Origin of the sequence: Geobacillus sp. 46C-IIa, from assembly GCF_014679505.1 — a bacterium.
Taxonomy (GTDB): Bacteria; Bacillota; Bacilli; order Bacillales; family Anoxybacillaceae; genus Geobacillus.
Genome location: NZ_CP061474.1, coordinates 47330 through 62151, shown reverse-complemented (window position 1 = coordinate 62151; position 14822 = coordinate 47330). Strand labels below are relative to the sequence as shown.

15 protein-coding genes are annotated in these 14822 nt (G+C 38.5%); all 15 read right to left on the bottom strand.

Annotation, left to right across the window (positions count from 1 at the left end; translation table 11 throughout):
• Nucleotides 1-305: 305 nt before the first annotated feature.
• The 15 genes from IC803_RS00315 to IC803_RS00250 all read right to left on the bottom strand — a co-directional run bounded on the left by IC803_RS00315 (nt 306) and on the right by IC803_RS00250 (nt 14702).
• Nucleotides 306-1462, bottom strand: a protein-coding gene (locus IC803_RS00315) for an IS3 family transposase (RefSeq protein WP_255508573.1) whose coding sequence is annotated in 2 segments (ribosomal slippage) — nt 306-1207 and nt 1207-1462 — 1158 coding nt in all. Because the reading frame shifts where the segments join, the coding sequence is not laid out codon by codon here.
• Between the two features lie 63 nt (nt 1463-1525).
• Complete coding sequence (locus tag IC803_RS00310; protein ID WP_369827011.1) at nt 1526-1855, bottom strand: VanZ family protein; 330 nt, start codon at nt 1853-1855, stop codon at nt 1526-1528.
• Between the two features lie 298 nt (nt 1856-2153).
• A complete protein-coding gene (gene istB / locus IC803_RS00305; RefSeq protein WP_081211197.1) occupies nt 2154-2918 on the bottom strand; it encodes an IS21-like element helper ATPase IstB in 765 nt (254 codons plus the stop codon).
• Complete coding sequence (locus IC803_RS00300; RefSeq protein WP_369827012.1) at nt 2915-4120, bottom strand: transposase; 1206 nt, start codon at nt 4118-4120, stop codon at nt 2915-2917. The genes istB and IC803_RS00300 overlap by 4 nt, the downstream gene beginning before the upstream one ends.
• A gap of 112 nt (nt 4121-4232) precedes the next feature.
• Nucleotides 4233-4505, bottom strand: coding sequence for a helix-turn-helix domain-containing protein (locus IC803_RS18450; protein ID WP_369827013.1), 273 nt, complete (start codon nt 4503-4505; stop codon nt 4233-4235).
• Between the two features lie 212 nt (nt 4506-4717).
• Complete coding sequence (locus IC803_RS00295) at nt 4718-4876, bottom strand: YwzD family small protein (protein WP_158083304.1); 159 nt, start codon at nt 4874-4876, stop codon at nt 4718-4720.
• A gap of 75 nt (nt 4877-4951) precedes the next feature.
• Nucleotides 4952-6091 (bottom strand): aminotransferase class I/II-fold pyridoxal phosphate-dependent enzyme, encoded by a 1140-nt coding sequence (locus IC803_RS00290; protein WP_190304238.1) that lies wholly within the window; start codon nt 6089-6091, stop codon nt 4952-4954.
• A gap of 11 nt (nt 6092-6102) precedes the next feature.
• A complete protein-coding gene (locus IC803_RS00285) occupies nt 6103-7140 on the bottom strand; it encodes a lipid II:glycine glycyltransferase FemX (RefSeq protein WP_158083305.1) in 1038 nt (345 codons plus the stop codon).
• Nucleotides 7141-7154: 14 nt separating this feature from the next.
• Nucleotides 7155-7907, bottom strand: a complete 753-nt coding sequence (locus IC803_RS00280; protein WP_158083306.1) for a GNAT family N-acetyltransferase — start codon at nt 7905-7907, stop codon at nt 7155-7157.
• A 26-nt stretch (nt 7908-7933) separates the two neighbouring features.
• Complete coding sequence (locus IC803_RS00275) at nt 7934-8554, bottom strand: sugar transferase (protein ID WP_081211203.1); 621 nt, start codon at nt 8552-8554, stop codon at nt 7934-7936.
• Nucleotides 8555-8575: 21 nt separating this feature from the next.
• Nucleotides 8576-9616 (bottom strand): UDP-glucose 4-epimerase GalE, encoded by a 1041-nt coding sequence (gene galE / locus IC803_RS00270; RefSeq protein WP_081211205.1) that lies wholly within the window; start codon nt 9614-9616, stop codon nt 8576-8578.
• A 70-nt stretch (nt 9617-9686) separates the two neighbouring features.
• Nucleotides 9687-11018 (bottom strand): UDP-glucose dehydrogenase family protein, encoded by a 1332-nt coding sequence (locus IC803_RS00265; RefSeq protein ID WP_081211207.1) that lies wholly within the window; start codon nt 11016-11018, stop codon nt 9687-9689.
• A 133-nt stretch (nt 11019-11151) separates the two neighbouring features.
• A complete protein-coding gene (locus IC803_RS00260; RefSeq protein WP_081211209.1) occupies nt 11152-12387 on the bottom strand; it encodes a glycosyltransferase family 4 protein in 1236 nt (411 codons plus the stop codon).
• A gap of 907 nt (nt 12388-13294) precedes the next feature.
• Nucleotides 13295-13930: a CatB-related O-acetyltransferase gene (locus IC803_RS00255; protein WP_081211211.1), complete on the bottom strand. Its 636-nt coding sequence runs from the start codon at nt 13928-13930 to the stop codon at nt 13295-13297.
• Between the two features lies 1 nt (nt 13931).
• The gene (locus tag IC803_RS00250) at nt 13932-14702 is read right to left on the bottom strand and encodes a glycosyltransferase family 2 protein (protein ID WP_190304237.1); all 771 of its coding nucleotides are present in this window, start codon (nt 14700-14702) and stop codon (nt 13932-13934) included.
• Nucleotides 14703-14822: the final 120 nt, after the last annotated feature.

Sequence of the window (14822 nt, the reverse complement as noted above, 5' to 3'; positions counted from 1 at the left end):
GGAAGTCTTTTGGTACAAAGAGAACATCCATAATGGAAGACACCGATTCATCCTTCCAATCACGCTGGAAAGTGAGATCTTCTCGGCTCGATAGGATAAAGAACAACCGCTTCTCTACGGGGCTGTTTACATGATCATCCTGGTATTATGTCAAGAAAATAGACACGTAAAATCGAGAAAAATTTTAAAACCCTACTACCGCACTTCGTTTGGTGGCCTCTTGAGAAGGAGAACGGTTTGGTAAACCCTTCCCCTTCTCAAGAGGAAAGATGCCCCTTATATCGTGACTTTGTGGAGAGAAGAGTTCACTGCTTTTTGCCTTGCTGATGCATCTTCTCATACGCCATCGGAGACATGTACTCATTAGCGGAATGAATTCGCTCGGCATTATAAAAACACTCAATGTATTCAAAAATCCGTTGTTTCGCTTCTTTCCTTGTCGTAAAGGTTTCGTGGAAAATGAGTTCCTTTTTCAGGATGCTGTGAAACGATTCCGCACATGCGTTGTCATAACAGTTTCCCTTTCGACTCATGCTCGGCTGGATTCCGTATTGCCTCAACATGGCTTGGTATTCATTCGATGCATACTGGCTCCCTTGATCCGAATGGTGGATCAGACCAGGTTGAGGATTTCGCCGATGGATGGCTCGTTGGAATGCTTTGATCACTAACTCCTTTGTCATGCGCTCGGAAAGATGCCATCCTACAATTTTACGAGAAAACAAATCCATGATGGATGCGAAATACAGCCAGCCTTCTTTCGTCCAAATATACGTGATATCCGCCACCCATACTTGATTCGGCTCCTTCACTTCAAACTGCTGATTCAATAAGTTGGGGGACACAGGCCAATGATGCGTCGAGTTCGTGGTTGCCTTATATTTTTTCTTTGTTTTTGAACGAATGTTCCCATCTTTCATGATTGTGGCGACCGTTTTTTGAGATACCTCGACTCCTTGTTTCTGAAGGATTTTTGTGATTTTTGGACTGCCATATGTTTCTCTTGAATCGATATGAATCTTTTTGATTTGCTTTTTCAGCGCTTCCTGTCTTTTCTTTTGTTGGCTCTCCGGCCGTTTGATCCAAGCATAGTATCCACTTCTCGAAACGCCTAAGACTTCACACATCTTCGCCACGCGAAACTCCTTTCTATGCGTATGAATGAATGGATAAATGACTTCTGGTTTTTGGCGAAGATGCTCATGGCCTTTTTTAAAATAGCGTTTTCCTCCTCAAGGTCACGGATGCGTTTTTGGAGTTCGCGCTTTTCTTGATCTTCTGGTTTGAGGTTTCCACTTCCGACAAAACTATGTTCGGCATCTTTTTTATAATCTGCGACCCATTTATGAAGAGTTTTTGGCGAAATATCGAGTTGTCTTGCGGTTTGAGCGACCGCTTTTCCTTCCTCGATCACTAATTTTACTGCATGTATTTTGAATTCTTTATCAAAACGTCTTGTCATTATAGACACTCCTTATGATTGATAGATTTACTATACATTTTCTCTATTCGTTGTGTCTATAATCTAGACTAACATCATCCTTTCCCCAAAGATATTCCCTATCTGCCGAACTGACTGCCCATACGACAGGCGCACCTTCCGCATCGACATCCGCACGATCCATAACGCCAACGTGGCACCGAGCGCATCAATGACGACATCTGACACGAGCGGCGTCCGCCCAGGCTGGAACGACTGATGCCACTCATCGAAACAGGCATAGATAACAGTGAACACCCACGCCCCCACCATCGCCCACCGCCGCGGATAGAGCGCCCGCCATATGACGACCGCAAGGAAACCAAACACTAACACGTGAGCAAACTTGCGCATGAAGGCATTCCAAGAAACCATCCCTTCATCAATATGACGGCCATGGACAAACGGCAGCTGCCCGACCGTTTCGCGAATCCAGTTGGCCGTATTGGCGCCTGTAAGTAAATAGAGGAGATTCGGTAAAATAATAAATCATCCCGCACCAAACAAGAACAACTGCCCAAATCATCCACCGGTTTTTCATTTCATCACCTAACTGATTCCAATGATCGCTCTTCTTTGTTCAGTCATTCCCGTTTTCGCTTTTGAATATAATAAGCAGATCGTCTTTTCTAGCTGTTGTAACCGTCAAGTAAAATTGAACACTTTTTGCTCATTAATTTTGAACAGTTTCATCGCTGAAAATGGAAATTCTATGCTTCATGCGATAGCTGTCTCCGTTTAAATGAATCACCTCTGCCCGATGAATAATTCTATCTAATACGGCTGTAGTGATCGCCCGATCCCCCAGTAGTTCTCCCCATTCACTTGGTCCCTTGTTGGACGTTAAAATAATGGATGATTGATTGTACAAGTCATTGATCAAATGGAAAAATAAATTGGCTTCTCGTTGATCCATCGCCATAAACATGAGATCATCGATAATCACGAGGTTGGATTCTCTTAGACGCTGAAGACGAATTCGAGATTTGCGAGTGATTTCTTCTGTTTTTAACGCTTGAATTAACTCTCCCATGGTAATAAACGTCACTTTATACCCTTGATCAATCGCCTCCATCCCAAGTCCAATCGCTAAATGGGTTTTCCCTACACCTGGCGGTCCTAATAAAATTAAGTTAAAAAGTTGGTCTAACCATGCGAGTTCCCGCAATTGATGAAATTGCCGTTTTGTCAGTGATGGCTGTTCATCCAGCTGAAACTCGTCCAATGTCTTGGAATACGGGAAAGCTGCCCATTTTAGACGCCTTTCCCGTGCTTTTTTCTCCCGACAATCTTGTTCATACTGCAATACTATGGACAAAAAACGAAGATAGGTCATCTCGTTTGTTTCTGCTTGTTTCACTAGTACAGGCAGGTGCGAAGCCGTTTCGGTCAAACGCAGCGTTCGCAATAACTCTTGTACTTTCGCCAGCTGGCTCATTTCGTTCTTCCCTCCAAAATCTCCATATATTCTTCGATGCTTCTGACAGCTGGTTGAGCTTCCAAAACCGAAAGGTTCCCCTCACGTAATGGTTGAATTCGATTCACTGAAACGACTTTGTCGGAAGTGTTCCGTCTATGTTGTCGTTGTAAGTAACCGACCATATCTGTAAACGCAGAGGCGCTATACAACTGTAATTCCATACATTTTTGCAGCGCTTGGCTGCACAGAGAGAGTGGAAATTGAGCCAGCTGCTTTTGAATGAGCTGTAATTGATCCCGTATATATCGTGGATAGTTTTTTCGTATACGTTCGAGATACTCCTTGGCCGCATCCGGATTTTCAAATTCATGGGCAATCCTCTCGAGATACACATCGATCCCTTTCGCTCGATCACGCAGATGATTCCGGTTTTGAATGAGTTTCCCTTTGCCGTGAGTGATCGGGTGTTTCCCTAAGTATTCCCCGGTTTCCCAATCATAGATCAGGAGTTCTTGTTCTGCCTCTTGAATGACGATTTGCACCGTTTTCCCAAACGATGTATAGGTTCCGCACGGAACCGTGTATCGATTGGATTTGTACAGAATGGTATTGTCCTTTCTCACCGTCCTTGTTATACTGTTGGTAAGGTTTGTTTGGGGGACGCCAGTCACGTCCAATGATGGAGAGATCGGTCGCAAGTGTGCTTTTTCGAGTTCGAACACATCGGCCGGTCTCTTTTTTGTCGTATTATGAACTCTGCCGTTTCCTGTTCGGCGCAGCCAATTCCATCCTTGTTCATTCCATGCATCGATCGTAGTAAAGATCCGATGTTTGGCAAAGTTATGTTTGATAAATCCTACGACGTTTTCGATTTTCCCCTTGCTTTCCGGATCTGCCTTTCGACATACATGGAGAATCAAGTTTCGTTGTCTCCGATACGCTTCAAATTCGGCCGTGAGAATGAGATCCCCGGCATTTTCGCTGACCACAATCAGGTTGTCCTGATCGTAAACCAGCTCGTTTGGGATTCCCCCAAACCATTGGAACGCATTCTCGTGCGCTTGGATGACATCTCTCGTCGTAAAAGGACGATTCAGCCACTCCATGTATTTATAACGGGAGTGCGAAAGAACAAAGGCGATAAAATATAAATCGATATCCTTTCCTTGTTGGTTTTTTACTTTGACTTTTCCAAAATCGACTTGCGCTTGGTGACCCATTGGTGGATCTGGCACTGCTTGATATTGGCGGACAGAAGTTTCTTTTGGGATGTTCCACTCCTCTCGTAAATTCCTCACATAGCTGCGGACCGTGCTTTCTCCCACACGGAGATCAGGATATTTGTTCCTCCAGCCAATCTTGTACTTGAGACGCTGATAGATCTGGATGCTTCTGAATCCAATGTAAAATAATCTCTCGGCAAGGGTCTAACTTTTTTCTTCGCTGCTTCGTAGAAGCCAGCCATATCGTCATTTCCTCTGGCGAACGTTTTAAATAGTTATATAATGTCGTTCTGGATATGTTTAATTTTTTAGCGATAGTGGCTTTACTAAATCCTTGCTTTAAGAGCTGATAAATTTCCATGTACACTTCCCACTTATCCACCTTTCCATCCCTCCAACAGCTAGATAGCATTCAACATCTATCATAGCTGTTCGGAGTAAAATTGGTAAATAAGTGTTCAATTTTATTTGTCGGATTCTGTCCATTTTAGTTTAGCAGTTACAGCTGTTCGAAGGTGTCAACAAAATGTAGTGGAACACCTTTTCGACGGATTTCGGCTGTTACTGGAAGAAAGACATGGGGATCCCCTGCCGTTACGATTCATTGTTAAACATTTGCCTTAATTGCTGAATGAGCTCTTGCACCATATCCTTGGCGGTTATATGGGCCGCCAACTCCCCGCGCAGGCACGCTTCTAATAAAATGTGTTTTAATTGCTCTGTTTCGGGCAACATTGTTTTTTTCTCTGCCACGATCGTCACCTCCTACAATACGAAAAGAAAAGCCTCCTGTGCCATCATGACAGCAGGAGGCTCGTCCATCTTCGTTTATCGTTGAACGGCGTGAAGAAACACGTCGATCACTCGGTTTTGTTCCTCGACCGTCATGCTGGAGCCGGACGGCAGGCAGATGCCGTTGGCAAACAAGTCATCCGACACGCTCCATCCTTCCTCATGCGGATAATACCGCACCCCTGCAAACAGCGGTTGCAAATGCAGCGGCTTCCACACCGGACGGGCTTCGATATTCTCCACCGCCAACGTATTAATAATGTCCATCGGCGTCACGCCGAGCTTCTGTTGGTCGATCGTCAGCGCTGTCAGCCAGCGGTTGGATATCGTCCCTTGAAGTTCAGGCATGAAATGAATGCCGTCAATCTTCCCTAACGCTTGTACGTAACGATCAAAAATCGCCCGTCTCGTCTTTACCCGCTCGTCTAGCACTTCTAACTGCGCCCGGCCAATGCCCGCGACGATGTTGCTCATGCGGTAGTTATAGCCCATTTGGCTATGTTGGTAATGCGGCGCAGGGTCGCGCGCTTGAGTCGCCAAAAAACGAGCTCGTTGCAGCGCGTCCACATCATCGGAAACCAACATCCCCCCGCCAGAGGTCGTAATAATTTTGTTTCCATTAAACGAATAAATGCCAAACGCCCCAAACGTGCCGCTTTTCTTTCCTTTATACGTCGAACCAAGCGATTCTGCCGCATCTTCCACAACAGGCACACCGTAGCGGTCGCAAATCGCCAAAATCTCATCCATCTTCGCACTTTGGCCATACAAATTCACAACCACCACTGCCTTAGGCAGCTTCCCTTCCCGCTTCGCTGCGTCCATCGCCCGCTCTAGCGCCTGTGGGGACATATTCCACGTATCTGGTTCCGAATCGATGAAAACAGGCTCCGCACCTTGATACAAAATCGGATTCGCACTCGCAACAAATGTCAACGAGGAACAAAACACCACATCGCCCCGCTCAACGCCAAGCAACCGCAGCGCCAAATGAATCGCCGCCGTCCCCGAACTGACCGCCGCCGCCCCTTTCGCACCGACGTACGCCGCCAGCTCTTTCTCAAACGCATCAACATTCGGACCAAGCGGAGCAATCCAGTTTGTTTCAAACGCTTCATTGATGTACTTTTGTTCGTTCCCGCTCATATGGGGAGGAGATAAAAATATCTTTTTCATAATACAAACACCTATTTCTTTTTTAATATTCCTCTATACTTTGGAAAATAGTTAGGATTAACTTCGTATTTTTCCTCAATTAATCTATTTAACTCTTCATAAACTTTCGGATTATATATTCTCTTTCCAATATAATAATCGTAATTGTTACCATTAGTAAAAGAAGTTTTAAACTGAAATAGCCCATCATTTTCTTGATATCCGCCACCTAAATGGAGCAATGAACATCCTTTTTGTTTACTAAATTCAATCATAAAGTCGAATAATAAATTGTTAGGTCTAAGTTTTAAAAATTCTGTTCTTGAAGCACCAAGGTGATAGTGTGCAAAATTCTTTCCAATTAGAACAATAACTCCAGCAATAATTTCTGAATCGTATTCGGCAAATAATAAATATGATTCACTAATTTTTGTATTCTCAAGTTGATTTATAAAAAACTCTTGGTCAAAATAATAATAATCCAAAGCTTTATTTCTATCCATTGTCTCTTCATACAATTCTTTGAAAATATTTATATTTTCTAATGTTTTCTCTGCAACAAAGCACCTTATATTATTTTTTATTGCTTTTTTAATATTTCTCTTATTCATACTCGTATATTTATCCCTAATATTAATTAGGGAATCCTCAAGGTCAACTGCTGTTGTTTGTCTTATATATTGTAAATTAATCACGCTTTTACAATAATCATGATTCTTTAATAACGGGTGAAATCTAATAGTTTCCGTAATTATTCTTTTTTCACTACAGTATTGCTCAAATTCCTTATAAAATTCACCTACAATATTTTTATCGCCTTCTACGTAAGGTCCTCCATAACCGTATGGTGTAACGATATCATAGTACAATCCTTCAAAAATATTTATACTTCTCAAAATAAAAGGATAAAATAATCTGTCATTTCTTCTCTCAAAATATGCTCCTAATAATTCATCTTTTTCTACTCTTTCAAATAATTTCCCATACTCGTAGGAGTAATAAACATCTAAATTCTTAAATAAATTTAAAACTCTTTCCCAGTCGTTTTTTTGGCTAATAATTTTTAACAATTGGTTACACCCCATTATAAGTGAAGCTGTAATCTCATTGACTTTGCTATTATTTTGTGAACAAAGAGTTTTGGAATATGCGGATTATTAGTAATGCATAGAAACTTTCGATTTGGATCAAAAGTTTTCAATGTATACAATAAAGTTTCATCTTCTAAATCATTAGGATGATTTAATCTAAAATAGGAATGGTTTAACAAACCTACCTTTTTTAATCCTGTAATACTGTTAATATCCAGATAGGAAAAACCAAATTCATTTAATAGTTTTATGGATTGAGGATAGTTAATTATAGTATACGTAATATTTGTGGAAAGTTCCCTAACAAGATCTAATTCAATAACATGAGACTCTACCTTTGGTACAAATCCTAATGAACTATACCATCTTATTGCTCTATTATTATTTGAATAAACATCAAGCTCAATAGTTTTTTTCTGTAGTCTTTTCGCTAAATCAATACCTTGATTGAATAATTGACTTCCTATCCCTTTGTTTCGATACTTTAAGTCTATATAAATGTTATTAAGGAAAAGGCAGTAATCAAGATCTCTCCACTCAGAGAACCCAACTAGTTCATCTCCGTGATAATATCCATAATAATAATATCCACTGATTAAACTATTAGAAGAGAGAAGCAACTTAATGTACTCAGCGCACTTATCAAGATAATAAATAGTAGTTGGTAAAATATTCTCATCCATTCCTTCTTTAATTAATTGTAAAACCCTTTTATAATCTTTACTCTCAATCTGTTTTATTGGCAACAAAGTCATCACCTAAAATAATATTTTTATTTAATAACAGTCTTTTCCTGTCTCACAGACCGCTCTTCATCTAAATCCTTCATTGTAGATCTTGGATCAATTACAACATCTTCACTCTTTAACACCTTTTTGATTGTCAAAAATATGATTTTTAGGTCTAACCAAAAACTATAATTTTCCACATATTTTACATCTAGTTCTAATCGCTCATCCCAGCCTAAATTATTTCTACCTGAAACTTGTGCTAAACCAGTAATACCCGGTCTCACATTATGTCTTTTTTTCTCCCTATCAGTATAATAAGGAAAATATTTCATTAATAAAGGCCTTGGTCCCACAAAACTCATATCGCCTTTCAAAATATTGTATAACTGTGGTAGTTCATCTAAACTGAATTTTCGAAGAAACTGTCCAAACTGCGTTAGTCTTAGATGATCAGGTAAAAGCTCTCCATTTTCATCTCGTTCGTCTGTCATTGTACGAAATTTATACAAATAAAAAGGCTTGCCATGCAAACCAGGGCGTTGTTGCTTGAACAAGACAGGAGAGCCCAACTTCCAACGCACAAGAATAGCCGTTACCGCCATGATCGGCGATAAAACAGCAAGGGCAATCAGCGAAACAATGAAGTCAAAACTCCGCTTCAGAATAGACCATCCCTCCCGTTGTCATCGTAGTTTGGCTGTTGGCTCCGCCACCTGTTCATACCCATTGGGATTTTGCGACTGCCACCGCCACGCATCGCGGCACATATCTTCAATCCCTCTTGTCGCCACCCAACCGAGCTCTTCCTTCGCCTTCGTTGGATCGGCATAGCACACCGCTACATCACCAGGACGGCGATCGACGATAGTATACGGAATTTTCACTCCTGTCACTCTTTCAAATGCCGATACAAGCTCAAGGACGCTATATCCCCGTCCTGTACCGAGGTTGTATGCTTCCACTCCTGTTGTCTCGAGAACCTTCTCCAATGCCTTTACATGGCCCAAAGCCAAGTCGACAACATGAATATAATCACGGACTCCTGTGCCGTCAACCGTTGGATAATCATTGCCAAATACACGCAGTTCTTTCAACTTCCCGACTGCGACTTGGGTAATGTATGGCATTAAGTTGTTCGGAACACCGTTCGGGTCTTCCCCTATCCGCCCGCTCGGATGAGCGCCGATCGGGTTGAAGTAACGTAAAAGCGCAATACTCCATTCATTATCGGCAATATACAAATCACGCAAAATTTCTTCAATCATCAGCTTCGTTCGTCCATACGGGTTTGTTGCTTGAAGTGGAAAATCTTCAGAAATCGGCACACGCTTCGGTGTTCCGTATACTGCTGCCGAAGAGCTAAATACCATCTTCTTCACACCGTACGCTTGCATTACTTCACATAACATTAACGTACCAGTAATATTGTTATGATAGTAACGAAGGGGAATCGCTACCGACTCCCCAACGGCTTTTAACCCAGCAAAATGGATCACCGCTTCAATGGAATGTTTAGAGAATACCGTTTCAAGCTCATCCTTCTGAAGCAAATCGATATGATAAACAGGAAACTCCTTTCCTGTAATCTCGCTGACTCGTTTTAACGCTTCCGGCTTACTGTTTACAAATGAATCTACCACAATAATATCATATCCTGCATTCAATAATTCAACACAGGTATGGCTACCGATATAACCGGCACCACCTGTCACAAGGATTGTCATTTTGGTTCCTCCATAAAAACTTCTTTTTTACAAAATAAAAAGGAGCTTACAGTCGTATAAAGCTCCTAGGTTAAATATTAACTACATTATTTCTTAAAATACTTTCTCTTCCAATAGAATGGTATTCAATATTATGTTTTGCTACTTCTTCTAAAGCATAACAGTTCCGACCATCAAATACAACTGGAGTTTTCATGAATCTTACAAACGTATCTAATGATAAGTTTTTAATTTCATCCCATTCTGTCACAATCATTGCAATATCGGCATCTTGAAGTGCCTCTTCTATAGAATTAGCATACATAATTTCATCACTAATAACACGTTTTGCATTTTCCATCGCAATTGGGTCATAAGCAACAACAAAAGCACCATCTTTTACAAGTTCTTTAGCAATAACAATGGAAGCTGCTTCACGCATATCATCTGTATTCGGTTTAAAGGCTAAACCAAGTAAAGTGACTTTTTTCCCTTGCAAACTACCAAAGCGATTACGTGCTTTTTCTACTAGTTTTACCTGTTGTTTATTGTTCACATTGATTACAGCTTCTAACAAATCAAACTTATGGTCGAAATCTCCAGCAATTTGCACTAGTGCTTTTGTATCTTTTGGGAAGCATGAGCCGCCGTAGCCAATGCCTGCCCGTAAAAACTGCGGGCCAATACGTGTGTCCAACCCCATTCCATACGCAACATCCTCAACATTGGCACCGACTTTTTCGCAAATATTTGCGATTTCATTAATAAAGCTGATTTTTGTTGCTAAAAAGGCATTCGAAGCATATTTAATCATCTCAGCGCTATGGATATCCGTTTTAAAAATCGGGATACCAAACGGCTTATTCACTTCTTCAATAATAGATGCAGCTCGTTCGTTATCGGCTCCAATCACAATTCGATCACCATGGAATGTATCGTATATCGCCGACCCTTCCCGTAAAAACTCTGGATTCGATACAACATCAAAATGGATATCTTTTTTTAGATGACTCTTGATCCAACTTTTCACTTTATCATTCGTTCCAACAGGTACAGTACTTTTTGTAACAACAACGACCCCATCTTTTTCAATATTTTCAGCAATATCTTTCGCTGCTTGCTCGACAAATCGCAAATCAGCAGAACCGTCTTCTTTTTGTGGTGTACCTACCGCAATATAGACTACTTCCGCATCTTTAAATGCTTCTTGGTGACTTGTTGTAAAATGGAGTCTACCACTTTTAATATTTTTTTTCATTAACTCATCTAAACCAGGTTCATAAATCGGTGAAATTCCCTTTTTCATCTTCTCCACTTTTTGTTCATCTATATCGATACAAGTCACGTCATGACCGATTTCGGAAAGGCAAACACCAGTAACTAAACCAACATAACCTGTTCCTACTACTGCAATTTTTTTCATATGATCCCATATCCCTTTCTAAAAATAGCCGATTTTTTTAAGATAAATCTCATAAAAAATATTTAAACATGTAGAGCTACTTTAGTAATAAGTTCTAACTTTTAATTAAAATAAACAATGTCTTTATTTTACATTACTTTTTATTTAATGTATCTATTAATACTTGTTCAACTTGTTTTGCTAGTTTGATTCTCTCAAATTTCTCTTCTGCTAACTTTCTTGCTCTTTTCCCCATTTCTTTCAGTACATCTCTTTTATCTTTTATTTTTAATAACAATTGAGCCAATTGAATAGGATGATCAGGATCAACATAATACCCAATACTATAGTCTTCTACAATTTTCCTCGTCCACCCATTAGAATTCACTATAACCGGTTTACTAGCAGCTAAAGAATCAAAAAATTTATTTGGTGAATTTGTTGTAAGTATTGGTATATTTTTGAAAGAAGTGATTGTTATATCAGAAATTGCTAACAGATTAGGCATCTCCTGTCTTGGTACAGCACCAGTGAAAATAACATTATCAAGATTATTTTCTTTACACATTTGTTCCAAATAAGGTTTAGTTTTACCATCCCCTGTTAGAATAAATACAACATCATGATCTCCTAATTTTTTCAGTTCAATAGCTGCTTTTATAATATAATCTAATCCGTTCGCTACCCCCATCGAGCCGCCATGAATAACTACAAACTTTCCATGCAATTGATATTTATCAATAAGTACCTGCTTATCTTTTTCGTTTATTTCTCTTCCAAATAAATCAATATCTGAACAGTTTGGTATCATCCTAACTTTATTAGGATTTATACCAGTACTAATTACTCCCTCCTGCATTCCCGGAGAAAGTGCAACTATATTACCAGCCTCCCTATAAGTTTTTTTCTCAAAAGCTCTAAGTATTTTGATCAAAAAGGGTGATTTTATAGCCCCGATTTGAATTGGTGCCTCCGGCCAAAGATCCCTTACTTCAAAAACAAAAGGGACTCTTTTTATTTTTTTTATTATTAACGCAGGTAAAGCAACTGTCAAAGGAGTTGATGTAGCATATACAATATCGTGTTTCTCTAATTTAAGGCCAACATATATAGCTAAAACCATAAACTTTAGGAACGACCATATTCTTTTGAAATAACTCATATAATTAGAATAGTCATTTTTTATAGCAACAACTCTAATGCCATCAATCTCATACTCATCATATAGCATATGTGTTTTTTCTGGCCTTAAAGACTTAACAAAAACATTACTAGTGAGCATTGTTACGGCATGACCTCGTTTAACTAGATATTTTGAGAACTCATACGATCTAGTACCTGTGGTACCGTTTCTAGCGGAGAAATATTGATGTATATATAGGATTTTCACACAAATTCACCTCAAATTAAACTTATACAACTAGATGGTGCTACAAAACTAGAATTGAAACTCAAAATTACAAATTATTCATGATTGAACATGCAGCCGATAGCGACGAAACCAGTACTAACACGGCTATTCTAACCCGTTGATTTTAAGATCATTGAATACTCGTTCGATATTCATATGTAAACCAAATATGTTTTCAGCAAAAAAATTGTTCTTACAATCTTTGTATTTTCGCTCACATAATTATTGATCCACTTCGCTCACGAAAATGTGAGCTAACCCATTTCCAGTTTGAGCGCTTTCTTGATATGGAGTAAGAGGCATGATAGGCTTAACGCCTCTCGAAACACCTTGTTGTGTCACCTTTCGAACAAAATCATGCCTCTATCAACTCCATGTCAAGACACCCCAGATTTTCCACTAATAAATTTTAGGGTGGCTCAAAATTAAATTATCAAATACACTTTGGAGGAAAAATCGAGATCGCTGAGAATGAGAAGCTAAAAAATTATAATTTGTACACCAGTTTTCTCAATTATATAAATTCATATTGAAAAAACGACATAAGCAAGACCGTTTGAGTCGATCGAAAGAACGATTAAAACAGTTTGCATATGTCGGAAAATCAATCAATCTGTATTTGTATAGCTCCTTCCTATCACTATCACCAAGATTGCATAAGAATCTTTTTTTCTGTGAAAATACCGATTCAAGAACGGTTATTTTCATGTGGCAGGTGGAGAGCAAAACTTTACTCATGAGCGTTTTCTTTACCAAAAACATTGACAAATTTTATTCCTTTATTTTCTTCTTATCTTAGACTTCTTTTATATACTTCAAAGAGATTATCTAATGAATCGAGAGTGTTATTTAAGTGTATAGAGTTTGACGTTTAGGGAATGATTACCTACTGCTTAATACTTTCTATCCAATTTTCCTTTTTTAATACTAACTGGACAAGTTCCTCTTTCTTGGTATTATAGTTATTCCAATATTCAAATTGCTCTAAAAAGCTTATTTGATTTTTATCAAATCTCATTTTAATTACTTTGGCAGGGTTACCTACTGCAATAGCATATGGAGGTACATCTTTCGTTACAATTGAACCCGCACCTATAATCGCACCATCTCCTATTGATACCCCACTCATAACTATTGCACCAGCACCGATCCAGACATCATTTCCAATTATCGTCTGATTTTTTGATTCTTCAAAGCTCCTTGGGATCTGCAAAATGTTATTTTCGGAATAGATGAACGGTGAGGTACTTATATGCTTGATAGGATGATCAGGTAATCCAATCATACAATTGTAACTGATTGAACAAAACTTTCCTATCTTAGTATTAAATATTACTGAATTATTATTTATATATGTGTATTCATCAATCGTAACATTTTTCCCAATTATTACCCCCTTATTAATTCTAGCACCTTTGGATATTTTAAGGGTTCGATCAACATAAAAGGAGTCAATAGTAGCCCATCTATACTTATATTTTAAATATATCATTCTTAACAATCGTTTAACTAAATTTACCATTTTATCCTCCCATACAAGCTATATAAAGATAATTATAAATATAAAAGAGTTTATATTTATAACTCGGTGCAATTTTTAATAATAATCTATAATACGTTTTTGCGCCTTTAGGATTGTCTTTAAAAAGCTTTTTATTTCCAATAGAGGTTAATCCATCATCCTGATATTCATGAACTTGCAACGCTTCATTAACAACAAAAATATCATACTTAAGCGCCATTTGAAATAAAAGTACTCCTTCAGTAACAAATTTCTCCCCTTCATATTCAGGAAATCTGTAATTAATTAATATATCGCGTTTAAATACCCAAAGCTTATCACCTCTTACTTTATACTTGTAAGTTAAATCAATTAAATTAAACACGGATTTGGATTTGGGGAATTCATCTCCTATGATATCACCTTTTTCATCAATACATAAAAAACATAAAGCCATCACACCATGAGGTACACGGGAAAACTTATCAATTTTTTCGATAGCATAGTCCTTTAGATAATCATCTGAATCCACACAAATTATAAAATCTCCTTTTGCTTCTTCAATTGCTCTATTAAAAGCCCGATGCTTACCTCCATTATTTTGGCGAATATATCTAATAGAAATTTCATTTTCATTAATGTAGTCTTTTATTTTTTGCTCTGTGTTATCAGTTGATCCATCATCAATAATTAGCCATTCAAAATCTTTGTATGTTTGTGCTCTTAACGATTGATATAATCTGCCTAAATATCTTTCTCTATTATAGGTTGGAGTAAATACCGTGTACTTCATCTTATTCCCTTCCTAAACTATTTATATATTATGTGATACTATTCTATAACTGATTAACTCTTTCAACATGCTAACAGTTCTCTAGTATACAAAAAATAGTATTAAACTAACTCGATAACA